Source organism: Pseudonocardia sp. CA-107938 (genome assembly GCF_050936315.1).
Lineage (GTDB): Bacteria > Actinomycetota > Actinomycetes > Mycobacteriales > Pseudonocardiaceae > Pseudonocardia.
In genome coordinates, this window is the sequence record NZ_JBNJNA010000001.1 from 6573945 (window position 1) to 6593848 (window position 19904).

General features: G+C 72.2%; 26 protein-coding genes and 1 pseudogene. 19 read left to right on the top strand and 8 right to left on the bottom strand.

Annotated elements, in window-relative coordinates; genetic code table 11:
* Positions 1 to 5 precede the first annotated feature (5 nt).
* A complete protein-coding gene (locus ACQEVB_RS32450) occupies positions 6 to 845 on the top strand; it encodes a hypothetical protein (RefSeq protein ID WP_432979850.1) in 840 nt (279 codons plus the stop codon).
* A gap of 5 nt (positions 846 to 850) precedes the next feature.
* Here the strand turns inward: ACQEVB_RS32450 and ACQEVB_RS32455 are convergent, their stop codons facing one another.
* A complete protein-coding gene (locus ACQEVB_RS32455) occupies positions 851 to 1387 on the bottom strand; it encodes an ester cyclase (RefSeq protein WP_432979853.1) in 537 nt (178 codons plus the stop codon).
* Between the two features lie 54 nt (positions 1388 to 1441).
* Here ACQEVB_RS32455 and ACQEVB_RS32460 point away from each other — a divergent pair, with 54 nt between their 5' ends.
* Together ACQEVB_RS32460 and ACQEVB_RS32465 are read left to right on the top strand one after the other, a co-directional pair.
* Complete coding sequence (locus tag ACQEVB_RS32460) at positions 1442 to 2080, top strand: TetR family transcriptional regulator (protein ID WP_432979856.1); 639 nt, start codon at positions 1442 to 1444, stop codon at positions 2078 to 2080.
* Positions 2081 to 2126: 46 nt separating this feature from the next.
* On the top strand, positions 2127 to 3008 hold the full coding sequence (locus ACQEVB_RS32465) for a LysR family transcriptional regulator (protein WP_432979859.1): 882 nt from the start codon (positions 2127 to 2129) through the stop codon (positions 3006 to 3008).
* Between the two features lie 406 nt (positions 3009 to 3414).
* Here ACQEVB_RS32465 and ACQEVB_RS32470 read toward each other — a convergent pair whose 3' ends face one another.
* Entirely contained in the window at positions 3415 to 3615 is a 201-nt protein-coding gene (locus tag ACQEVB_RS32470; protein ID WP_432979862.1) for a hypothetical protein, read from the bottom strand.
* A 345-nt stretch (positions 3616 to 3960) separates the two neighbouring features.
* Between ACQEVB_RS32470 and ACQEVB_RS32475 the strand changes: the two genes are divergently transcribed.
* Genes ACQEVB_RS32475 through ACQEVB_RS32485 form a run of 3 tightly spaced genes read left to right on the top strand, consistent with a single transcriptional unit; the run spans position 3961 to position 5487 of the window.
* Complete coding sequence (locus tag ACQEVB_RS32475; RefSeq protein ID WP_432979865.1) at positions 3961 to 4140, top strand: hypothetical protein; 180 nt, start codon at positions 3961 to 3963, stop codon at positions 4138 to 4140.
* The gene (locus ACQEVB_RS32480; RefSeq protein WP_432979867.1) at positions 4137 to 4670 is read left to right on the top strand and encodes a DUF6879 family protein; all 534 of its coding nucleotides are present in this window, start codon (positions 4137 to 4139) and stop codon (positions 4668 to 4670) included. The genes ACQEVB_RS32475 and ACQEVB_RS32480 overlap by 4 nt, the downstream gene beginning before the upstream one ends.
* A gap of 10 nt (positions 4671 to 4680) precedes the next feature.
* Positions 4681 to 5487: a helix-turn-helix domain-containing protein gene (locus ACQEVB_RS32485; protein WP_432979870.1), complete on the top strand. Its 807-nt coding sequence runs from the start codon at positions 4681 to 4683 to the stop codon at positions 5485 to 5487.
* 98 nt (positions 5488 to 5585) lie between these two features.
* On the opposite strand, the gene ACQEVB_RS32490 is transcribed toward ACQEVB_RS32485, so the two are convergent.
* Positions 5586 to 6611, bottom strand: a complete 1026-nt coding sequence (locus ACQEVB_RS32490; protein WP_432979873.1) for an aldo/keto reductase — start codon at positions 6609 to 6611, stop codon at positions 5586 to 5588.
* Between the two features lie 178 nt (positions 6612 to 6789).
* Between ACQEVB_RS32490 and ACQEVB_RS32495 the strand changes: the two genes are divergently transcribed.
* The 3 genes from ACQEVB_RS32495 to ACQEVB_RS32505 are packed head-to-tail and all read left to right on the top strand — an operon-like array spanning position 6790 to position 8493.
* Positions 6790 to 7572 (top strand): tyrosine-protein phosphatase, encoded by a 783-nt coding sequence (locus ACQEVB_RS32495; RefSeq protein WP_432979876.1) that lies wholly within the window; start codon positions 6790 to 6792, stop codon positions 7570 to 7572.
* Between the two features lie 34 nt (positions 7573 to 7606).
* Positions 7607 to 7750: a hypothetical protein gene (locus tag ACQEVB_RS32500; RefSeq protein ID WP_432979879.1), complete on the top strand. Its 144-nt coding sequence runs from the start codon at positions 7607 to 7609 to the stop codon at positions 7748 to 7750.
* 59 nt (positions 7751 to 7809) lie between these two features.
* Positions 7810 to 8493 carry an SDR family oxidoreductase gene (locus tag ACQEVB_RS32505; RefSeq protein WP_432979882.1) on the top strand — a complete coding sequence of 228 codons (684 nt, stop codon included), beginning with the start codon at positions 7810 to 7812 and terminating at the stop codon, positions 8491 to 8493.
* A 29-nt stretch (positions 8494 to 8522) separates the two neighbouring features.
* Here the strand turns inward: ACQEVB_RS32505 and ACQEVB_RS32510 are convergent, their stop codons facing one another.
* Positions 8523 to 9209, bottom strand: coding sequence for an SDR family NAD(P)-dependent oxidoreductase (locus tag ACQEVB_RS32510; protein ID WP_432979885.1), 687 nt, complete (start codon positions 9207 to 9209; stop codon positions 8523 to 8525).
* A gap of 101 nt (positions 9210 to 9310) precedes the next feature.
* Between ACQEVB_RS32510 and ACQEVB_RS32515 the strand changes: the two are divergent.
* Together ACQEVB_RS32515 and ACQEVB_RS32520 are read left to right on the top strand one after the other, a co-directional pair.
* Positions 9311 to 9445, top strand: a pseudogene (locus ACQEVB_RS32515) (LysR family transcriptional regulator); the annotation flags it as partial.
* Positions 9446 to 9524: 79 nt separating this feature from the next.
* On the top strand, positions 9525 to 10118 hold the full coding sequence (locus ACQEVB_RS32520) for a LysR substrate-binding domain-containing protein (protein WP_432979888.1): 594 nt from the start codon (positions 9525 to 9527) through the stop codon (positions 10116 to 10118).
* Between the two features lie 181 nt (positions 10119 to 10299).
* Here ACQEVB_RS32520 and ACQEVB_RS32525 read toward each other — a convergent pair whose 3' ends face one another.
* Both ACQEVB_RS32525 and ACQEVB_RS32530 read right to left on the bottom strand, forming a co-directional pair.
* Complete coding sequence (locus ACQEVB_RS32525) at positions 10300 to 10611, bottom strand: antibiotic biosynthesis monooxygenase family protein (protein ID WP_432979891.1); 312 nt, start codon at positions 10609 to 10611, stop codon at positions 10300 to 10302.
* 52 nt (positions 10612 to 10663) lie between these two features.
* On the bottom strand, positions 10664 to 12316 hold the full coding sequence (locus tag ACQEVB_RS32530) for a sulfatase-like hydrolase/transferase (RefSeq protein WP_432979894.1): 1653 nt from the start codon (positions 12314 to 12316) through the stop codon (positions 10664 to 10666).
* A gap of 106 nt (positions 12317 to 12422) precedes the next feature.
* Here ACQEVB_RS32530 and ACQEVB_RS32535 point away from each other — a divergent pair, with 106 nt between their 5' ends.
* The 8 genes from ACQEVB_RS32535 (at position 12423) to ACQEVB_RS32570 (ending at position 16546) form a co-directional block, all read left to right on the top strand.
* A complete protein-coding gene (locus ACQEVB_RS32535; protein WP_432979897.1) occupies positions 12423 to 12851 on the top strand; it encodes a hypothetical protein in 429 nt (142 codons plus the stop codon).
* A 43-nt stretch (positions 12852 to 12894) separates the two neighbouring features.
* On the top strand, positions 12895 to 13116 hold the full coding sequence (locus ACQEVB_RS32540) for a dodecin (RefSeq protein ID WP_432979900.1): 222 nt from the start codon (positions 12895 to 12897) through the stop codon (positions 13114 to 13116).
* Positions 13117 to 13211: 95 nt separating this feature from the next.
* Positions 13212 to 13643, top strand: coding sequence for a DUF6069 family protein (locus ACQEVB_RS32545; RefSeq protein WP_432979903.1), 432 nt, complete (start codon positions 13212 to 13214; stop codon positions 13641 to 13643).
* Between the two features lie 16 nt (positions 13644 to 13659).
* Entirely contained in the window at positions 13660 to 14013 is a 354-nt protein-coding gene (locus ACQEVB_RS32550) for a YciI family protein (RefSeq protein ID WP_432979906.1), read from the top strand.
* 14 nt (positions 14014 to 14027) lie between these two features.
* Positions 14028 to 14480 (top strand): hypothetical protein, encoded by a 453-nt coding sequence (locus ACQEVB_RS32555; RefSeq protein ID WP_432979909.1) that lies wholly within the window; start codon positions 14028 to 14030, stop codon positions 14478 to 14480.
* Positions 14477 to 15118 (top strand): class I SAM-dependent methyltransferase, encoded by a 642-nt coding sequence (locus tag ACQEVB_RS32560; RefSeq protein ID WP_432979912.1) that lies wholly within the window; start codon positions 14477 to 14479, stop codon positions 15116 to 15118. The genes ACQEVB_RS32555 and ACQEVB_RS32560 overlap by 4 nt, the downstream gene beginning before the upstream one ends.
* Before the next feature lie 50 nt (positions 15119 to 15168).
* On the top strand, positions 15169 to 15540 hold the full coding sequence (locus tag ACQEVB_RS32565; RefSeq protein ID WP_432979915.1) for a VOC family protein: 372 nt from the start codon (positions 15169 to 15171) through the stop codon (positions 15538 to 15540).
* 55 nt (positions 15541 to 15595) lie between these two features.
* Positions 15596 to 16546, top strand: coding sequence for a Ku protein (locus ACQEVB_RS32570; RefSeq protein ID WP_432979918.1), 951 nt, complete (start codon positions 15596 to 15598; stop codon positions 16544 to 16546).
* A 113-nt stretch (positions 16547 to 16659) separates the two neighbouring features.
* Here ACQEVB_RS32570 and ACQEVB_RS32575 read toward each other — a convergent pair whose 3' ends face one another.
* Positions 16660 to 17886 carry a DUF222 domain-containing protein gene (locus tag ACQEVB_RS32575; RefSeq protein ID WP_432979921.1) on the bottom strand — a complete coding sequence of 409 codons (1227 nt, stop codon included), beginning with the start codon at positions 17884 to 17886 and terminating at the stop codon, positions 16660 to 16662.
* A 368-nt stretch (positions 17887 to 18254) separates the two neighbouring features.
* Complete coding sequence (locus ACQEVB_RS32580; RefSeq protein WP_432979924.1) at positions 18255 to 19820, bottom strand: DNA polymerase ligase N-terminal domain-containing protein; 1566 nt, start codon at positions 19818 to 19820, stop codon at positions 18255 to 18257.
* Positions 19821 to 19904: the final 84 nt, after the last annotated feature.

Genomic DNA, 19904 nt, shown 5'->3' on the forward strand with positions numbered 1-19904 from the left:
CCGCGGTGGAGTACGCGGCAGAACGCGTGGCCCAGGTCCGCGACGACCCCGCGGGCCGGTTGCGGCTGCTCGACGAGCTGTACCGCGACGGGGTCGCCGGCCGGCAGGCCTACCTCCCCTACCGGCGGGCCGCCGCCGCCTTCATGGCGTGGCAGCTGCGGCGGCGGCTGCTGGACCCGCCCGACGGGCCGTCGCCGGGGAGCCCGTGGTGGCGCGCCGTCAACGAACGGCTGCTGCGCGACGGCTGGGAGGCCCGCGCCCGCGCCGCCGGGTGCGGCGGGCCGCCGCCGTCGCCGAGCACCGCAGCGGCACTGGCCTTCATCACCCGGCCCACCGCGCGAAGCTGGTACCGCGCGCACAACGCCAGCATCGCCGCGGCCTACCTCGACCACCACGACCTCGCCCGAGCCGAGGGCCGGGTCGAGCGGTTCTTCCTCAACGTGGTGCTGATCAGGGTGATGTACGCCCACGCCATGGTCGCGGCGCCGCGGCTCGCACTGGGCTGGTTGGGCCCGGCCGCCCCGCTGCTCGGCGACCCGCGGCTGGGCATGACGGGGATCTTCCTGTCGCTGTCCCGGATCCTGCCCGACCGGTACCCGCTCGACGACGACGTCGAGCGGCTCGTCGCGATCGAGCACGGCTTCGGGCACCTCGTCGACTTCGGCGTGATCCAGCCGCGGCTCGCACGCCTCTACGCGTGGTCGGCCGTTCAGCTCGGAGTGCCGGAGCTGCGAGGCCTCGTCGAGGACGGGATCCCGACCTACGCCTGGTCGCCGGCCGACACCGTCCCCTGGACGCCTCGACCGTCGCGGGCCGCACGCGTCGCCCGCCGGGTCGTGCGCTGACCCGTTCAGGCCGACCGGGGCGCGCGCCGTGCCTTCCGCGCGGCGAGAGCGCACCGCACCAGGTACGCGGGGGTGGGCGGGACCCAGCCGAGCTGGCGCGCCATGCCCAGGTCGTCGCGGTTGGCCCAGTGCTCGAGGACCTTGCCGTCGGCCATGCGGAACCAGTGCGACTGCGTGATCGCGAACCGGCGGCCTGTCGGGACGAACGCCTGGTCGACCTGCGCGTCCTCGGTCCAGAAGACCACGGTTGCGGTGTGCCGGCCGTGCATCGTCGAGTTGACCGTGACGAGATCGCCGTCGGCGACGACGTGATGGATCTCGTACGACAGGTCGTCGATGGCCGCACGCAGCCATTCGGCGAGCGCGTGGAAGGCGGCCGGGCCGGTGCCGCGTGCCCACGGTGGTGCGGCCCGCCGCTCGCGGGTGAACCCGTCCGGGTGCACCACCTCGGCGAAGGCGGCCAGATCGCCCGCCGGCATCATCTCGATGCTGCGCACCGCGACGGATGCGAGGTCGTTCGCCACCGTGGGATCAGTGCTCATGCCGCACCGCCAATTTGAGTTCTGCCAGACTGAACTGAAAGTATGGAACCCGCGATGACCCAGGTCAAGAGGGCCTATGACAGCAGCGGGCGACGAGCACAGGGCCGCGCACGCCGGCTCGCCGTGCTCCGCGCGGCGCAGGAGCTGTTCGAACGCGACGGCTTCCGCGCCACGACCATCGCGGGCGTGGCCGCCCGGGCCGGAGTCTCGGACAAGTTCGTCTACAACGGCTTCGGCACCAAGGCCGCACTGGCCAAGGCCGTCTTCGACGTCGTCATCGCGGGCGACGACGAGGACGTCCCCGTCGCGCGGCGGCCCGAGGCGCTGACGATCCAGGCCGAGCCGGACGTCCGCCGCAAGATCGCGCTCTACGCGGACGGGCTGGCCCAGCGCATCGAGCGCTCGGCGAAGGTCCAGATGCTGATCCGCGACGGCCGCCACGTCGACGACACCCTCGAGCCGGTCTGGCGCGCCCTCACCGGCGAGGCCCTCACGGGCGCGACGATGCTGGGGCAGCACCTGCTCGACACCGGCCGCCTACGGCCGGACCTGGACCTCGACCAGGTCCGCGACCTGCTCTGGAACTACATGGCCGTCGACCACTACGAACGGCTGGTGCTCGACCGGGGCTGGTCGCGCGAGCGGTACGCGCAATGGCTGGCCGACGCCGTCAGTGCCGCGATCTGCCCATGACCTCCGCTCATGGAGCGCGCGCGACTCAGCACCTAGACTTCTGAATGTGGACCTGCGCCAACTCGAACACTTCGTCGCCGTCGCCGACGAGCTGCACTTCACCCGGGCCGCGGAGCGGTTGTTCATCTCGCAGTCCGGGTTGTCGGCGTCGATCCGCGCGCTGGAGAAGGAACTGGCGGCCGACCTGTTCATCCGCAACACCCGGCGCATGGAGCTGACCGACGCCGGACGGGCACTGCTCGAGGAGTCCCGGCGCACCCTCGCGAGCGTCGCGGCCGGGCGAGACGCTGTCGCCGCGGTGCGCGGCCTGCACCGCGGCCGGCTGCGCGTCGGCACCGAGCAGTGCCTCGGCATCGTCGATGTCACCGCGGAGCTGGCCCGCTTCCACGACGACCACCCCGGCGTCGAGCTGCAGGTGCAGCAGACCGGCTCGGCCGACCTGATCGAGGAGGTGCGGTTGGGCCGGCTCGACGTGGCCTTCGTCGCCGAGCCGGGCCCGGCCCCGGAGGACGTGCGGTTCCTGCGGCTGGCCACCGAGCCGATGCAGCTGGTCTGCCGGCCCGACCACCCGCTCGCCGGCCGCGGCGCCACCGGCTGGGATGCGCTCGCCGACGCCGCATTCGTCGACTTCCACCCGACCTGGGGCTCCCGGCGGATCACCGACCGCGGGTTCGTGGCCGCCGGGATCCCGCGTTCGGTGACCTCCGAGGTCAACGACGTCCACACCCTGCTCGACCTCGTCGAGCGCGGGATGGGGATCGCCGTCGTCCCCGCGCCGATCGCGCGCAAACGGCCGGACGTGCTGGCCGTGGTCGCGCTGCCGGCCGACGCCCCGAGCTGGCACGTCGCGATCGCCGTGCCGAGCGCCGCCATCACGCTCGCGGCCGAGACGTTCCTCGCCCCGATCCGGGCCCGGTTCGCCGTCTGAACGTCACACACGCCTGGGACCGACCTCAGACTGGGAACACTCACGGGACCGGGGTGCCGGCCTTCAGCACGAACAGACCGGCGATGTGTCCGTCCTCGTGGAACGTGACCCGGAACAGCCCGGGGTCGTGCGCCATCGTCAGGGGAACGTCGACCACGGTCCTCGACCGGCGGTCCCTCCGGTTCGAGACGAGCAGACCATTCGTGACCGTTGCGGTCAGCCCTGCCGTGGAGCAGGGTGTGAGCTTGGGCGGTCCTCGTCCGCCTTCCCGGTGATCCAATCCCGGTACGAGACGTCGAGGACCACGCCGTCGATCCCGCGGCACCACGTCGGCTCGACGTGCACGAACTCCATGGTCAGCACGTCGAACCGCACCGGTCGCAGACACACGTCGCACGGCGGGCGGCTACCTGGCTTCGGGACCACCCGCCCGCACCTCCTCCGCCGCGGCCGCCGCGGCATAGATCGAGCACGGCCAGCGACACCGGCCGGCCTGACCGCCGAGCTGGCAGGTGGTGCAGCGGCCCGACCCGTCATCGCGGTGCTGCGCGATCAGCCGACCGGCCATCCCCGGCTGGGAGACGATCAGCGCCACCAGCGGGGTCACCGGAGATCTCCCGCCCACAACTCACGTACGCTCTTCATCGACCTGGGACTCCTCAGTTCGGGTCACCGAGGCCTCGGCGGGCGCAATCCGCCGAGGCCTCCCTTGTTTCCACGCTTCCGCGCAGCCACGCCGAGCACCATCATTCAATCACATACATTCTGATACATCAGTAGCACGTTGGGCTTGACTGCACATCGGACTTCGGCCGACTATGGCCATCCATCTAGACTCAGGACGACTGCGGGGGGTTGGACGATGGTGAGTCGATTGCTTGCGGGCAGTTGCGATCAGGGCCCCTGCCCGACGCTCTACCTCGACGGGGAAGACGTGAAGGTGCAGGGCTACGTGACGACGTTGGACCGGCCGCTCCCGGCCAGTGAGGACGTCGTCCGCATCGACGCTCCGGCGTTCGGCCGGCTGCTGGCGGATCTGCCGGTCGGCATGCTCCTGCGCGCGCTGGTGTCGCCGTGGCGGTTCCGGCGCGTCCGTACGCCGGCAGCAGCGCTGGGTCCGGCCACACGGTGACCCCCGAGGAATTCGACGCCCTCTTCGACTCCTTCGCTTCGACCGTCTCCCGGCTGGAGACGCTGCCCGCCTACGACGTCGGAGGTGACGAAGCAGACCGCTTGGCCGCAGCCCGCGCCGGCACCCCGCGTCCGTTGCGGTCCGTGTCCACCTCCCCGTGGCTGACCCGCATCGCGATCCAGACGATCCAGCAGGGCAAGGTGTGGACCAGGGTCCGCGTCCTCGACGATCCACTCACCGACTACGAATCCGCCGAGCTGATCTCGTACGGCGAGGCGCAGGCTGTCGGCGAAGTGGTGCGGATCGCGCTGCGTGCCGACGTGCCCGGCGATGTCAGCGACTTCTGGCTGTTCGATGCCGGCCTTCCCGGCGAGCACGCCGTGCTCATGAGCTACGACGCCGAGGGTCACTGGCTGGGAGCGGACCTGTGCACCGACCCGGCTACGCTCGCGAACCTGCGCAACCAGCTGGAGGAGGTGCTGGCGCGGACCGTGTCGCTCAACGAATTCCTGGCAGGCCGACGTGGCTGAGGTGTCGTCGGTGCGTCGCCAGCTCGGCGCGGAGCTGCAGGCGCTGCGCACGCTGGCCGGCCTGACCCAGCGGGATCTGCAGGATGCGATCGGGCTCGGCCAGGTCGCCGTCTCCCGCATCGAGCGCGGCGAACGCCTGCCGACACGCGACCAGGTGCAGGCCTGGGTGCACCGCACCGCGGCTGCCGCCGAGGTCGTCGAGCGCGTGGTCGCGCTGGCCGAGGCGGCGCACGGCGCGACGACACCGTGGCCGGACCTCGACGACGCCCCGCACCTGCAGGGCGTCGCCGGCCGGCGCGAGGTCGCCGCGAGCCTGGTGCGGGGCTGGACGACGGAGTTCCTGCCGGGCCTGCTGCAGACGGCCCAGTACGCCCGCCAGCTGTTCCCGCTCGTGGATCCGTACGGATCGATCGATCATGCGGCATCGGTCGCGGCGCGGCTGGAGCGACAGCAGGTGCTCTTCGAGCCCGGCCGCCGCTTCGAGTTCCTGATCGCCGAGCACCTGCTGTCGTGGTCGCCGGGCCCCGGCGTGCTGCCGGCCCAGCTGGACCGGATCGTGTCGGTGGCGACCCTGGAGACGGTCGAGGTGCGGGTCCTGCCGTCGAAGCGGACGGGGACGCCGGGCTGGCACAGTTTCGCGATGTTCACAGCAGCCGACGACGGCGCGGTGTTCGTGACGACAGAGCTGCTGCACGGCGGGCAGGAGCTGCACGACCGGGACGTCGTCGGGCTCTACGAGCGGCTGTGGACGTCGCTGTGGGAGTCGGCGCTCTCGGAGCGCGACTCGGTCGAGCTCATCCGCGGCCTGATCGGCTGATCGACGGCGGCGCCGGCCTCTGAGGGCGCACCGCACACACCGCTGGGCCCGTTCACACACGTCAGAACGTGTGTGAACGGGCCCGACGATGTGTGCGGTCAGAGGACGCGGCCGCTGGCGCGCTGCGCCTTGCCCTGCGGGCCGTACGGGTAGTCCCCCACGATCGGCTCGCTGACCTCGTCCAGCAGCGCCGTCTCGTCGGCGGACAGGTGCAGGTCGGCCGCGGCGAGGTTGTCGTCGAGCTGCTCGACGGTGCGCGCACCGAGGATCACGGAGGTGACGGCCGGGCGGTCCGCCGTCCAGGCCAGCGCGACCTGCGCCATCGACACGCCGCGCGAGTCGGCGATCTTGCGGACCGCGTCGATGACCTGCCAGGTGCGCTCCTGCGCGTTGCGCGGCGCGTACGCCTCCATGCCGCGTTCCGGGTTGTCGCCGAGCCGGCTGTCGCCGGTGGGGACCTCGTCGCGGCGGTACTTGCCGGTGAGCCACCCGCCGGCCAGCGGCGACCACGGCAGGATGCCGATGCCCTCGTTCTCGCACACCGCGGTCAGCTCGAACTCGATCTCGCGGACGAGCAGGTTGTACTGGGGCTGCAGCGTGACGATCGGGGTGAGGCCGAGCCGGTCGGTGAGCATGGCCGCCTTCTGCAGCTGCCAGCCCAGGAAGTTGCTCACCCCCGCGTAGCGGATCTTGCCCGCGCGCACGGCGTCGTCGAAGAAGCGCAGCGTCTCCTCGAGCGGGGTCAGCGCGTCCCACGCGTGCGCCTGGTACAGGTCGATCGTGTCGACCTGCAGCCGGCGCAGGCTGGCGTCGAGCGCGCGGCTCAGGTTCACCCGCGACAGGCCGACGTCGTTGGGCAGGTCACCCATCGCGAAGCGGCCCTTGGTGGCGATCACCACCTGGTCCCGCACTTCCGACCGGGCGGCGAGCCAGCGCCCGACGATCTCCTCGGAGACGCCGCGCGAGTACACGTTCGCGGTGTCGATGAAGTTGCCGCCGCGCTCGAGGAAGCGGTCGAGCTGCGCGTGCGACACCTCCTCGCTGCTCTCGTTGCCGAACGTCATGGTGCCGAGGCACTGCGTCGAGACGATCGTTCCGGTGCCACCCAGGGTGCGGTACTCCATGCCAGCACTCTCGCGCGGGTCCGGCCCACCGTCCAACAGGGGTTCGCGATCCGATTCAGCAGCGCGGTTTCTGAGTCGGCGCCGACCGCTGGGCGTGACCGAGGGCCACCTGGTCGGCGCAGTCGATCACCCGACCGCTACGTTCGGCGCCTCCACTTGAGCGCAGGGAGTAGTTCGCATGCCGAGCCGGATCGGGCGTCGCGGGTTCCTCACCGCCGGCGGCGTTGCCGCAGCCGCGTTGCTCGCGCCCGGCACCGCACTCGCCGAGCCGGCTGTGCCGCCGCGCGTCGTGCCCGTCGACGGCTCCCTCAACGCCCGTGACGTCGGCGGCCACCGCACGCGTCAGGGCACGACCGTCCGCTACGGGCGCATGGTCCGCTCCGGCACCCTCAGCGGAGTCACCGAGACCGGACTCGCCCAGCTCGCCGCGCTCCGCCTGCACACGATCGTCGACTACCGCGACGCGACCGAGATCGCCCGCAGCGGGCCCGGCCGCGTGCCGCCCCGGGTGCGCGTGGTCGAGCTCCCGGTCGGCGCAGCTGAACCGGTGCTGAACGGGCTGCTGCCGGCCCGGCCCGATCCGGCACTCATCGCGACGTACCGCTCCTACACGTCGCACCCGGAGTCGCTCGGGCAGTTCGCCGCCACGTTCCGGCTCCTCGCGAACCCGACCGCGCTCCCGCTGCTCGTCACCGACGCGACGGGCACCGGCCGCGTCGGCTGGATGACCGCCCTGCTGCTGACCCTGCTCGGTGTGCCGCGCGACGCCGTCTACGCCGAGTACCTCTACTCGAACGCGCAGCTCGGCGGCCCGCACGTCGCGAAGGAGTACCTCGACGCCGCGTTCGACCAGGCCGTCGCGCAGTTCGGCAGCCTCGACGCGTTCTACACGCTCGGGCTCGGCGTCACGCCGCTGGTGCGCGGCCTGATCTACCTCAACTTCCTGGGGCCGGGGCACTGATCGAAATCCATTCGACAGCCTCTCCGGGAACGGCTTGGCTCCCCTGCGCCGGCCGGCGCCCGCACCCGGTACGTCCAACCCTGACCGGCCGCCGACCTGGACCGCGCTCGGCGTGGCCGCGCTGGCCATGCCGGGACTGTTCGCCGAGATCAAGTGCACCGCACTGCTGCCTGACTGAGCACCTGCGGCAGCTCGCGCTTGCGTTCGAGCGCACTCGAATCCCTAGCGTGCCGGGGCATGAGCGACCGTCGTGTCACCATCGTCACCGGAGCGTCCCGCGGGATCGGCGCGGCGACCGTGCGCGAGCTGCTGCGGGACGGTCACCGCGTCGTCGCCACGGGCCGCGACGCCGGCCGCCTCCACGAGCTGGCCGCGACCCTGCCCGACGACGCCGATCTCCGGCTGGTCACCGGACACGCCGGGGATCCGGGCGCCGTCGACCGGACGATCGGCACGGCCGTCACCGAGTTCGGCCGCATCGACACGGTCGTCGCCAACGCGGGCTACGCCACCCACGACGCGTTCCTCGACGGCGACCCCGAGCAGTGGCACGACATGGTCGTGACGAACGTGCTCGGCCCCGCGCTGCTCGCCCGTGCCGCCATCCCGCACCTGCGCCGGACGCGCGGGCGCATCGTCATCGTGGGCAGCGTCGCCGGGCACGTGCACACCCGGGGCAACCTGTACGGGGTGACGAAGTTCGCGATGACGGGCCTCGCGGAGAACCTGCGGCTCCTCGTCTCGCAGGACGGGATCGGGGTGACCTTGATCAGTCCCGGGGCGGTGCGGACCGGCTTCTTCGAGCCCATCGGCGGCCCGCCCGACGGACGCCCCGGCGGATACCTGGATCCGGCCACGGTCGCCGAGTGGATCGCGTGGGTCGCCGGCCGGGGCCCGGCGTCGACGTCGACCACCTGCTGATCCGCCGGATCGGCGCCGAGCGCTGACGCTCACCCGGTGACGAGCTGGTCGACGGGTTCGCGGCGGACGTGCAGGTCCCAGTAGCGGCGCGCGACCTGCTCGGGCTCGGTGAGCACCGCGCCTTCGGGGGCGCCCGGCGTGCCGGCCAGCCAGGCGCCGATCGCGACGTGGCCGGCGAAGATCCCCTTGTCCGCCAACTCCGACTCGAGGCCGAGCACCCACCTGCGCAGGGCCGCGCCGGCCATACCGGCGCCGACGAACATCGGCGTGGGCACCACCGACGAGGCGCCGGTGGTGTAGAGCAGCGTTCCCCGGCCGGCGGCCAGCATCGCCGGCAGCACCGCGCGGGTGGCGGCGACGGCCCCGAGGCAGATGCTGTCGATCTGCGCTGCGACGCCGCTCGCGGTGACGTCCACCGCGCCGGTGCGGCGGACGTCCGCGCTGCTGCCGGCGACGGGGGCGGCGTAGTGCAGCACCTCGATCCCGTCGAACCGGTCCGCGGCCCGCTCCAGTGCTCCGGCCAGCGCCGGCCGGTCGGTGACGTCGGCGGCGAAGCCGGCGGCCCGGATGCCGTCGGCCGCCACCTTCCCGGTGAGCTCGCCGAGCCGCTCCTCCGACCGCGCGACGAACGCGACGTCGAAGCCGTGCCGGCCGAAGAGCGTCCCGAGCGCCAGACCGAGGCGGTTACCGGCGGCGACGAGCGCGATTGCGGGCATGGATCGTTCTCCTGTGATCTGTCGGTGGGACTCCTCCACCCCAGCACCGGCGGCGCCGCAGCGTCCAAGACCGGCCGTGCCGCGATCGATAAACTGGAGGAATGGATCGCCTGGAGACGCGCGAGCTGGAGTACTTCCTGGCGGTCGCCGACGAACTGCACTTCGGCCGCGCCGCTGCCCGGCTGGGCATCGCGCAACCGGGCCTGTCCAAGTCGGTCCGCCGGCTCGAGCACCGCCTGGGCGTCACCCTGTTCGAGCGGAGCAGCCGCTCGGTCGCGCTGACCGAGGCCGGTCAGGTCCTGGCCCGCGAGGCGCGTGGCGGCCGCGGCGGCGCTGCGCACCCAGCGGGCCGGCACCCGTGCGCCGCGACTGGCGCTCGCCATGAAGCCCGGTGGCGACGCCGGCCTCCTCCCCGGCATCCTCGCGGCCTACGAGCGCGAGCCCGACGTCCTGCCGGTCGAGGTCGTCTTCGAGGTCGACTGCGCCCGTGCGCTCCGCGAGGGACGGGCCGATGCCGCGATGCTGTTCGCGCACCCGGACGAGCTGCGGGGGATGGACACCGAGACGCTGCTCGCCGAGGCGCCGGTCGCCGTGCTCCCCCGCACGCACCCGCTGGCGGAGCGCGCGAGCCTGCGCATGGCCGACCTGGCCGGCGAGAACCTCCACCGGCGACCGACCGCGCCCCACGAGATGACGAGCATCGGCGAGCTGATGCACGTCATCGCGCTCGGCCGCAAGGTCGCCGTGCTGCCCCGGGTGCTGACCACGCCGTTGCGCGACGACCTGACCACGATCCCCGTGACGGACCTGGAGCCGGCCGTCCTCCTGCTCGCCTGGCCGGCGCACAGCACGTCGCGATCGGTCGCGGCGCTCGTCCGCGCCGCCACCGCGGCGCCGGTAGGGCGCTGATCGACGTCGGCGGCGCGGCGGGCGAGATCGCCGGCGTGACGACCGCGCGGCGGGGCGGGGTGGTGTCGATCGAGGGGAGAACGTCGTCAGTGGATCTTGGGCGGCGACGTTCTGCCCTTGATCACCGACGAACCCGTCGGGCTGCGACCGCGCGCGAAGGGCCCGGACACCGTTCAACCGGTCACGGTCGGACGTCGACGGCGACCTCGTGGTGGCTGACCCGGTCGTCCCAGCGGGTGAGGGCACGGCGGGCCGCGTCCTCCACGAGGGCCTGCTCGTGGTCGTCGCCGGCGAACTCGCGGACATCGGCGAGGCCGGTGAAGAACGTGATGGAGGTGAACCGGACCTCGTCGCCGTCCTGGCTGCGTAGCAGGCGGGCGCCGCGAAAGCCACTGACGTGCCGGAGGTGGTCGGTCACCTCGGTCTCGTAGTGGCGCTGGTAGTCGTCGGCCGTGGCCTCGGACGCCCATCCGCGCCAGATCCGCGCGATCATCGGCACACCGTCAGGTGGTGGGTCATACCTCCATACTGGCGGCCGGAAGCGATCATCGGTGCGGGGACGGGGGCCCCGAGCTCGCCGGGGGGCCGAACGCGGTGAGGAACCGGTCGCGGAAGGAGTCCATCGGCCACACCGGGGCGGCCGGGCCGGGTCGCAGGCCGTCCTGCCAGCCCCAGCCGTTGATCCGGTCGAGGACGGCGGGGTCGCGGGCGACGATCGTGATCGGCACGTCCTTCCCGGCGGTCTCACCCGCGACGAAGGGCGCCGGCTGGTGGTCACCGAGGAAGACCAGCACCAGGTCGTCGTCGCCGTAGTTCTCGACGTACGAGATGAGCGTCGACAGCGAGTACGCGATGGAGCGGCGGTACCCGTCGCGCATCCGTTCGGGGCTCGCCTTCACCGCCTCTTCGGGGTCGCCCTGCCCCGCGCCGGGCCGGTCGTAGACGGAGCCGTCGCCGACCTCGTCCCAACCGAGGAGCCGCGGCACCTCCGCCCACGGCCAGTGGCTCGTGACCAGCGGGACCTCCGCCATCACCGGCCCGCGGCCGGGGCGCTCGCGGACCATGTGCTGCAACGCCGACATCGTGTACTGGTCGGGCGTCTGGAAGCCCGCGTAGGTCCGCGACCGGTTGCCGAGGTTGCCCGAGTCGTAGACCTGGTCGAAGCCGTAGAACGCCTGCTCGGGCCACGGGCCCGAGCTGGACGGCATGACCGCGGCGGTGTCCCAGCCCGCCTTGTGGAACGCGCTGGTGAGCGTCAACCGGTCACCGGTCACGAGCTTCTCGTAGCTGTGCTGGTTGGTGACGCGCAGACCCGACAGGAGGGTGGCGTGCGCCAGCCAGCTGCCCCCGCCCATCACCGACGAGGTGAGGAACGCGCTGCGCGCCGCGAACCCGTGGGCGGCCAGCCGCTGGGTGCCCTCGTCGAGCACCGCGTCGACGGTCGGTGCGAACTCCGGGCTCTCCACAGCGGACCGCCCGTAGCTCTCGACGTAGGTGAGCAGCACGTCCTTCCCGCGCAGCGCGGTCAGCAGGTCGGCGGGCGCGGTGTCGTGGAAGGCGTCGACGGCGGCCTGCTCGTCGAATCGCCGCTGGTCGGCCAGGCTCGTCGACACCAGCTGTGCGGTCTCCCAGGTGAGCGCCGCGGTGCTGCGCGCAGCGACCGGGACCGGCGCCACGAGCTGCGCGCCGGCCGCGAAGCAGGCCAGCCAGCCGACGGTCGCGACGGCGAGCGTGCGGGCCGTCGCGGTGCGGTGCCCGGCGACGAGCCCGGCCAGCCGCCGCACGGCCAGTGCCATGAGGACCGCCAGCACGACGGTGGCGAGCACCCCGGCGGCCACCGCGGCGACGCGGGCGGTGGGGCTCCCGATCAGCTCGATGCCGCTGCCCAGCTGCGGCCAGTCGAACAGCGGGTCGAACGGCCGGCCCAGCGCCGTGCGGAAGCCCATCTGCAGCGCGGCCAGCACCGTCAGCAGGCCCAGCGCCGCCCCGGCCACCACCGCGACGATCCGCCGGGCACGCCCGCGCAGGACGAGCAGCACCGCACCGAGCAGCAGGCCCTCCACCGGGATCCGCAGGAACGCGACCGGCGTGAGCTGCCCGACCTCCTTCGGCAGGACGAGCGCGACGAACACCAGCACGCCGGCCAGCACCGTGCACACGGCCGCGGCGACCCTGCTCCCGTTCTGCGATCCAGGCATGGCTCAGTACACGGACGAGAACCCGATCGGGTTCATCTGAACCTTCCGACCCGTGCATCCGTGTGCATGATGAAACCCCGACGCACCGGGAAGGCAGGTCACGGACATGACCACACGACCTCAGGCAGCCGGTTCCCACCGTCGCGACGACACCGGCGCCGCCGTCACCGTCCTGCGGTACCTCAGCGCGCTCCTGCTCCTGGCGATGGGCGCGATCCACCTCTACCTCGTGTTCGACGGGGTAGGCGGCCTGCTCGGCGTGCTGTTCGTGCTGAACGCCATCGGCGGCCTCGTGCTGGCGATCGCGATGGTCGTCCTCCGCGGCGGGCTGCTGCGCTGGGCCAGCGTGCTGAGCCTGCTCTTCATGGCCGGGACGCTGCTCGCGCTGGTGATGGCGCTGACGATCGGGTTCTTCGGCATCTTCGAGACCATCGACTACCAGTTGGTGCCCACCACGCTCGTCGTCGAGGCGATCGGCACCGTCGTCCTCGCCGTCACGACCGTGCTGGTGCTGCGCAGCCGCAACGCGACCTGATCGCGGGACCCGCCAGGCGCCGCGGAGTGGGAAGCTGCCCGTCATGAGCAGCGACTCGAGCCACGTCTACCGCGTCACCGAGATCGTCGGCACCTCACCGGACGGGGTGGAGGCCGCCATCGACAACGCCGTGGGCCGGGCCAACCAGACCCTGCGCAACCTCGACTGGTTCGAGGTCACCGAGATCCGCGGCCACATCGTGGACGGCGCCGTGGCGCACGTCCAGGTCGGGCTGAAGGTGGGGTTCCGCATCGACCCCGCCTGAAATTCTTCCGGGGACATGTCGAACGGCGCCGGAGCCGTTCGTAGCCAGGGTGAGAGACCGGCAACCGGCCGGTCGGATCGCCCCCGGAGGCCAGCATGTCCACCACCACCACCGCCACCACCGCCACCACTGCCCCCGCCGTCGCCGCGCCGTCGGCGGGCGCGCTGCTGCTGGGCGGTGCGGCCGCCACCGTCGCGGCCGCGGTCGCCACCGCCGCCGTCGCCGCGGCCGGTGCGGCCGCCGGGATCAGCCTCGCCGTCGCCGGCCAGCAGATCCCGCCGACCGGGTTCGCGACGATGACCGTCATCTTCTCGGTGCTGGGCCTGGTCATCGCGGCTGCGCTCCGTCGGTTCGCGCGCAGCCCGCGCACCGCCTGGATCCGCACCACCGTCGCGCTCACCGCGCTGTCCCTGGTGCCCGACGTGCTCGCCGATGCCGCCACGTCGACGAAGTTGATCCTGATGCTGACGCACGTCGTGGCAGCTGCCATCGTGGTGCCCGTCGTGGCCCGCCGGCTGCGCGCCTGACAGGGAGCGACCGACCATGGAGTACCTGCTGTCCGTCCAGGTCGACGAGAGCGCACCCCCGCCCGCCGAGGGCACCCGCCGCGCCACGTACGAGCGCGGCGTGCGCGTCAACAGCGCGATGCAGTCCGCGGGCGTGTGGGTGTTCGGCGGGAGGCTGCAGCGCACCCACAGCGCCACCGTCGTACACGCGCAGAACGGCACCACCGCCATGACCGACGGGCCGTTCGCGGAGACGAAGGAACAGCTCGCCGGGATCTGGGTGATCCGCGTGCCCGACCTGGACGCCGCGCTGACCTGGGCGCAGCGGTGCGCGGAAGCGGTCGGCGGCCCGGTCGAGGTGCGGCCGTTCGACGCGACGTCACAGGACTGACCCCGAGGAGGAGCATGCGGAACGAGCACATGGAACGCCTGGAGGTCCTGGTGGGGCCGTGGCGGACGACGCTGCGGAACGCGTGGTTCCTCGAACCCGCCGGGCTCGAGGTGCCGGGCACGGCCACCGTCGAATGGCTCGGCGACGCATTCGTGGTCGTCCGGTGGGTCATGACCGACGACGTCGGGAAGGCCGCGAGCGAGATGGTGCTGGTGCTCGGCCGCAGCGACGCCAACGACGCCTACACCGCGCTCTACCACGACGAACGCGGCGTGTGCCGGGTCTACGCGATGACGTTCGACGGTGCGCGCTGGACCTTGACCCGTGAGGACCCCGACATGTTCCAGCGGTTCGTCGCCGATGTCGGCGCCGAGCGGATCGCGGGGCGCTGGGAAGCCTCCGAGGATGGTGGAGCGACCTGGCGGAAGGACTTCGACCTCGACTTCGACCGCGTGCACCCGTCGTGAAGCTCCCGTCGAGCGTGATGCGGCACCTGGCCCGGCAGCTGGGCCGGCCGAGCGGGCCGGTCGGCCGGTACGTGATCGCGAGGATGCTCAACAAGGGCAACGGCCCGGTCGTCGCCGCCGCCGTCGATGCGTTGGCGTTGCAGCACGGCGACGTGGCCGCCGACATCGGGTTCGGCGGCGGGGTTGGGCTCCCGCTGCTCCTCGACCGGGTCGGCCCGGGCGGGCACGTGCACGGCGTCGACCTCGCGGAGGACATGGTGCGCCAGGCGACGGCGCGGCACCGGACCGATCGGCTCACCGTCCACCTCGGATCGATCACCGACCTTCCCCTGGACGACGCGTCGGTCGACGGGGCGATCAGCATCAACGTCATCTACTTCGTCGAGGCGGCCGACCGGGCGTTCGCCGAGGTGGCCAGGGTGCTGAAACCGGGCGGCCGGTTCGTGCTCGGCCACGCCGACCCGGACTTCATGCGCGGGTTGCCGTTCACCCGGCACGGGTTCCGTATCCGGCCCATCGAGCTGGTGACGAGCCTGCTCGGCGAGGCCGGGCTGCCCGTCACCGAGCACCAGCGGGTGGGCGACGGCGATCGCGCCTACCACCTGCTGGTGGGCACGCGCCCCGGCACGCCGGGGTGACGGGTCGGCTCCGGCGGGCGGTGGGCGACGGGTGGTGGCACGGTCGGGGCATGGCTTCTCCGATCACGTACAGCGCGACCGTCCTCGGTGCCCCTGAAGGCCGCGCGCTCGGCCGCTTCTACCAGCGTCTGCTCGACTGGGAGGTCGTCAGCGACGAGGCGGACTGGTTCATGCTCCGTCCGCCCGGAGGTGGTGCCGGCCTGTCGTTCCAGACCGAGAAGGAGCACACGCCGCCGACGTGGCCGGCCGGGGCGGACGAGCAGCAGATGCAGCTGCACCTGGACCTGCAGGTCACCGATCTCGCCGCCGGCAGTCGTCATGCCGAGGAGTGCGGCGCGGTGCTGGCGGAGTTCCAGCCGCAGGAGAACGTGCGCGTGTACCTGGACCCGGCCGGCCACCCGTTCTGCCTGTTCGTGGACTGACGGCGCCCGACTGCGGGTACCCGGACCTGCAACGACGGCACGGGGAGGCGCGGAGATGGCACGGGCGATCTGGACCGGTTCCATCAGTTTCGGGCTGGTGTCCATCCCGGTCGGGCTGTTCAGCGCGACCGACGACCACACCATCCACTTCCACCAGTTCGAGCGCGGCACCTCCGACCGGGTGCGCAACAAGCGCGTCAACGAGCGCACCGGCGAGGAGGTCGACTACGCCGACATCGTCAAGGGCGCGGACGTGGGTGGCGGCGAGCACGTCATCGTCGAGCCGGAGGAACTGGAGGCGATCGCGCCGGGCCGTTCGCGGGACCTGGAGATCTCCGACTTCGTCGACCTCGACGAGATCGACCCCCTGTACTTCCAGCGGACGTACTGGCTCGCGCCGACCGCCGAGCAGTACGCCCGCCCGTACGCGCTGCTGCTGGCCGCGATGACGCGCACCAACCGAGCCGCGATCGGCACGTTCGTGATGCGCGGCAAGCAGTACCTGGCCGCGATCCGCCCCGACCGGGACGTCCTCGCGCTGGAGACCCTGCACTTCGCCGACGAGGTCCGCGACCCCAAGAAGGACCTGGAGAACCTGCCCGGCAAGACCCCCGCGAAGGGCAAGGAACTCGACATGGCGACGCAACTCATCGAGTCGATGAGCGGCCGGTGGAAGCCGGAGAAGTACCGCGACACCTACCGCGACAAGGTCGACGCCCTGATCGCCGACAAGCAACGCGGCCGCCAGACCGTCGTCGAGGCCGAGCCGCCCGACCCCACCGAGATGGCCGACCTGCTCGCCGCCCTCGAACGCAGCGTCGCCGACGCCAAGGCGGGCCGCCGATCGGACCCGACCCCCAAGAAGAGCGGCGGGAAGAAGTCGAAAGCGAAGACGGACAAGGCCTCGAAGGCCGACCTCGCCGCCAAGGCGAAGGAGCTCGACATCAAGGGCCGCTCCACCATGACCCGCGACGAGCTGGCCGAGGCGGTGCGCAAGGCGTCCTGAGCTGGGGTGGCGTGTCGGGGCTCCGCCCCAATAGCCCCGGTCTGCGGCGTTGCGGCGCACGCCCGATCGACGGTGGAGCCTCAGACTGTGCGCTGGGCACAGTCCTGCCCCGGTCATGGCGCGGCCCACAGATCAGCCATCCAGGGTGGCGGGATGAACTCCGGCCGGCCCGAACTCATGTCTATTCGCCACTCGGTGGAATGGACTTGATCATGATGTTGGCAGCACAACATGACCAGGTTGTCCAGGGCGGTCGCGCCGCCGTGTTGCCACTCGATCACGTGGTGGACTTCGCACCAGGATGGTGGTCGATCACACCCGGGGTGGGCGCAACCGTGGTCGCGCAGGGCAACCGCCCGGCGCAACCAGGGCGGAACCAGGCGGTGGGTGCGGCCGACATCGAGGGGTTGGCTATCGCCGTCGAGCACGACCGGGACGAGGTGGGCGTCGCACAGCAGCCGCCGCAGTTGCCCGGGGGTCAGTTGTCCCCCGGTGTCGAGCATCGCGGTGCGGGCCCGGTCTTCCAGATCGTCGAGCCGGATGGTGACGGTGACCCGGGGCCGTTCCCCACCGACCTCGCCGGAGGCGCCGTGGTCGAGGGCGAACCCGCAGATCTCGGCCAACGCGGCCGCGTTCCGTTCGGCCGCAGTGGTGCCGCGGTTCTCCGCCGTGGGGCGGGTGCGGGCCTCGATCGCGGTGCGGATCGCGGCGAACGCCAACGGATCCTCGAACTGCCCACGCAGCCACCCGCTGCCATCAGCGTTGGCGCCCATCTGCAGGTCGTTGCGGCCGGGCCGCTCATCCGGCTCGGGCCCGTCCAGGTCGGCGGCGGCCAACAGTTCCAGCCCCATGACACGGACTTCCCGCGGGGTGAAGGTGCGGGCGGCCTCGCCCAGGCTGGCCTCGATCGACACCCGGTCGGCCAGGCTGATCCGGGCGGCCGGGTGGGAGTTCATCAGCGCGGCGATGATCTCCACATGCCGCAGGGTGGCCGCACCATCGGTGAACGCCGCCGCGGTCGCCGGCAGCACCGGCTCCAACGGCTCGCCATCCAGGGCGACCCGCGGCCCGACGTGTTCGGCGACGGTGACATGCCGGCGCGCGGTGTCGTGATCCCAGCCCAGCAGATCCTTCAACCCCGCGAGAGTGGTGCGATACCCCTTCTCCGCCAACACACCATCGCGCTCCACAGCAGCGATCGCAGAGACCTTCGCCCGGTCGACCTGCCGCGACACACCCTCCAGAACGAGGAGCGCGGCCAGGGGGTCGGGGTTGTCGGAGATGGCCGTGAACGCCTGCTCGATCAGGCTCGCGGCCTGGGCGAGTGGGTTCTCGGTCATACTCCGATTCTACCCGAACACAAGTTCGGACGGGTGCCGATTGCCGCAGGTCAAGTGCCGTTTGGCGCGAGTCAAAAGGCTCCACCGTCGGTCGGGCGTGCGTTGCAAGGCCGCGCCGGTGCTCGGGTGGCAAACACGCGTTTCGTTTGCCACCCGAGTGCCGGTGTGGCATCCCGGAGGGCGACCGAGCGACGGTGGTGCCGGCCGGAAAAGCTCCACCGGAGGGAGGCGCCGGGGCCCGGGGCAGAGCCCCGGAAGAAACTGCAACCACGGGAGACCGCGCTCCGAAGACCCCGACTGCTCGACGGTGTCGCCGCCGGCGACGGTTCGACGACCACAGCCGTGTGGCGATCTACGCAGGTCGGCCGCTAGATCGACGGGAGCTCCTGCTCCATCCCCACGAGCGGAGCGAGCGGGTCCCCCACCTCCCGCACCCGCTCCAGCACCGTGTGCACCGTCCACGAGTCGGACCGGAGATCCGGATCCTCCAGCTCCTCCCACCGGATCGGCACGGAGACGGGGGCGCCGGGGGACGGTCGCGGGCTGAACGGCGCCACCAGCGTCTTGTTGATCGCGTTCTGCGTGTAGTCGAGGCGGGCGAGGCCGCGGCGCTGGTCCTTGTGCCACTGCCAGCTGACGAGTTCGGGGACGGTGCGGCCGATGGCGCGGGAGATGCGTTCGACCCAGCCCCGGGTCTCGGCGAAGGTGTAGCGGGGCGTGATGGGGACCCAGATCTGGATGCCGCGGCTGCCGGTCACCTTGGGGGCGGCGGTGACGCCGAGGTGGTCGAGCGCGGTGCGGTAGAGCCGCGCCAGCACGAGGACGTCGGCGAACGTGCTGGACGTGCCCGGGTCGATGTCGATGAGTGCCCAGGTCGGGGCGTGGACGTCCGGGAGGCGTGAGGTCCAGGGGTGCAGTTCGACCGCACCGAAGTTGGCGAGCCACACCAGTGACGGCAGCCCGTCGGGGACGACGTAGCAGTCGGTCTCTCCCGCGTCGGCCTCCCGGTTGTGCCAGCGGACGATCCAGTCGGGCGCGTGGTCGGGCACCTCCTTGTGCCAGAACCCGGGCCGGTCGACGCCGTTCGGGTAGCGGTGCATGTTGACGGGCCGGCCGGCGAGGTACGGCAGCATCCACGGGCCGATCTCTGCCACGTAGCGGATGAGGTCGCGCTTGGTCACCGGCGCGCCGCCGTCGCGGGCGGGGAAGAGCACCTTGTCGAGGTTGGTGATCGCGAGCTCCCGTCCGGCCAGCGCCCACCGGCCCTTGCTGCCCAACGCGTCGAGGGCGGCGAGCTCGTCGGGGGTCGGTCCGGCCCAGGAGTCCGGCACGTGGAGCGGGACCTCGGCGGACGCGGCGGCCACCCCGCCCTGCCACATCGCCGGCGGTGCGGCGGCGACCTCGTCGTTGGTGCGGCCGCTCTTCACCGACCGCGGGTGGTCCTCCGGGTCCCACCCGTCGACGGCGTGCGCGTCCCGTTTGTGGATCATGAGCCATTGGTCGTCGTCCCCGCGCCGGACCAGCGCGAACCGGCCGGCCAACTTCTGCCCGTGCAGGTCGAAGTGCAGCTCCCCCGCCGCCACGGCGGCGGCCGGGTCGTCGGTGCGGGCCGGCTCCCACGTGCCCCGGTCCCACACGACGACGTCGCCGCCGCCGTACTGGCCCTTCGGGATCACCCCTTCGAAGTCGGCGTACTCCAGCGGGTGGTCCTCGACGTGGACGGCGGTGTGCCGTGCTGCCGGATCCAGCGTCGGCCCGCGCGGCACCGCCCAGCTGACGAGCACGCCGTCGATCTCGAGCCGCACGTCGTAGTGCAGCCGCCGGGCCCGGTGCCGCTGCACCACGAACCGCCGGCCGCCCGCGATCTCCGGGGCTCCGGCCGGCTCCGGGGTGCGGGCGAAGTCGCGCTTGGCCCGGTAGGACTCCAACGCCATGCGGGACGGGTACCCGGTCGCACCCCATGCATGTCTTCCGCGCGGCGGGGTACCGCTCCTCCAGATGCACCCGCCCGAACGGAG

What these genes read in the sequence shown, in the direction of transcription:
- ACQEVB_RS32555 (WP_432979909.1), top strand. Translation starts at nt 14,028, where the DNA reads ATGCGGAACGAGCACATGGAACGCCTGGAGGTCCTGGTGGGGCCGTGG.
- ACQEVB_RS32495 (WP_432979876.1), top strand. Translation starts at nt 6,790, where the DNA reads ATGCCGAGCCGGATCGGGCGTCGCGGGTTCCTCACCGCCGGCGGCGTT.
- ACQEVB_RS32565 (WP_432979915.1), top strand. Translation starts at nt 15,169, where the DNA reads ATGGCTTCTCCGATCACGTACAGCGCGACCGTCCTCGGTGCCCCTGAA.
- ACQEVB_RS32455 (WP_432979853.1), bottom strand. Translation starts at nt 1,387, where the DNA reads ATGAGCACTGATCCCACGGTGGCGAACGACCTCGCATCCGTCGCGGTG.
- ACQEVB_RS32570 (WP_432979918.1), top strand. Translation starts at nt 15,596, where the DNA reads ATGGCACGGGCGATCTGGACCGGTTCCATCAGTTTCGGGCTGGTGTCC.
- ACQEVB_RS32540 (WP_432979900.1), top strand. Translation starts at nt 12,895, where the DNA reads ATGAGCAGCGACTCGAGCCACGTCTACCGCGTCACCGAGATCGTCGGC.
- ACQEVB_RS32460 (WP_432979856.1), top strand. Translation starts at nt 1,442, where the DNA reads ATGACCCAGGTCAAGAGGGCCTATGACAGCAGCGGGCGACGAGCACAG.
- ACQEVB_RS32580 (WP_432979924.1), bottom strand. Translation starts at nt 19,820, where the DNA reads ATGGCGTTGGAGTCCTACCGGGCCAAGCGCGACTTCGCCCGCACCCCG.
- ACQEVB_RS32510 (WP_432979885.1), bottom strand. Translation starts at nt 9,209, where the DNA reads ATGCCCGCAATCGCGCTCGTCGCCGCCGGTAACCGCCTCGGTCTGGCG.
- ACQEVB_RS32490 (WP_432979873.1), bottom strand. Translation starts at nt 6,611, where the DNA reads ATGGAGTACCGCACCCTGGGTGGCACCGGAACGATCGTCTCGACGCAG.
- ACQEVB_RS32575 (WP_432979921.1), bottom strand. Translation starts at nt 17,886, where the DNA reads ATGACCGAGAACCCACTCGCCCAGGCCGCGAGCCTGATCGAGCAGGCG.
- ACQEVB_RS32535 (WP_432979897.1), top strand. Translation starts at nt 12,423, where the DNA reads ATGACCACACGACCTCAGGCAGCCGGTTCCCACCGTCGCGACGACACC.
- ACQEVB_RS32545 (WP_432979903.1), top strand. Translation starts at nt 13,212, where the DNA reads ATGTCCACCACCACCACCGCCACCACCGCCACCACTGCCCCCGCCGTC.
- ACQEVB_RS32525 (WP_432979891.1), bottom strand. Translation starts at nt 10,611, where the DNA reads ATGATCGCGCGGATCTGGCGCGGATGGGCGTCCGAGGCCACGGCCGAC.
- ACQEVB_RS32550 (WP_432979906.1), top strand. Translation starts at nt 13,660, where the DNA reads ATGGAGTACCTGCTGTCCGTCCAGGTCGACGAGAGCGCACCCCCGCCC.
- ACQEVB_RS32530 (WP_432979894.1), bottom strand. Translation starts at nt 12,316, where the DNA reads ATGCCTGGATCGCAGAACGGGAGCAGGGTCGCCGCGGCCGTGTGCACG.
- ACQEVB_RS32505 (WP_432979882.1), top strand. Translation starts at nt 7,810, where the DNA reads ATGAGCGACCGTCGTGTCACCATCGTCACCGGAGCGTCCCGCGGGATC.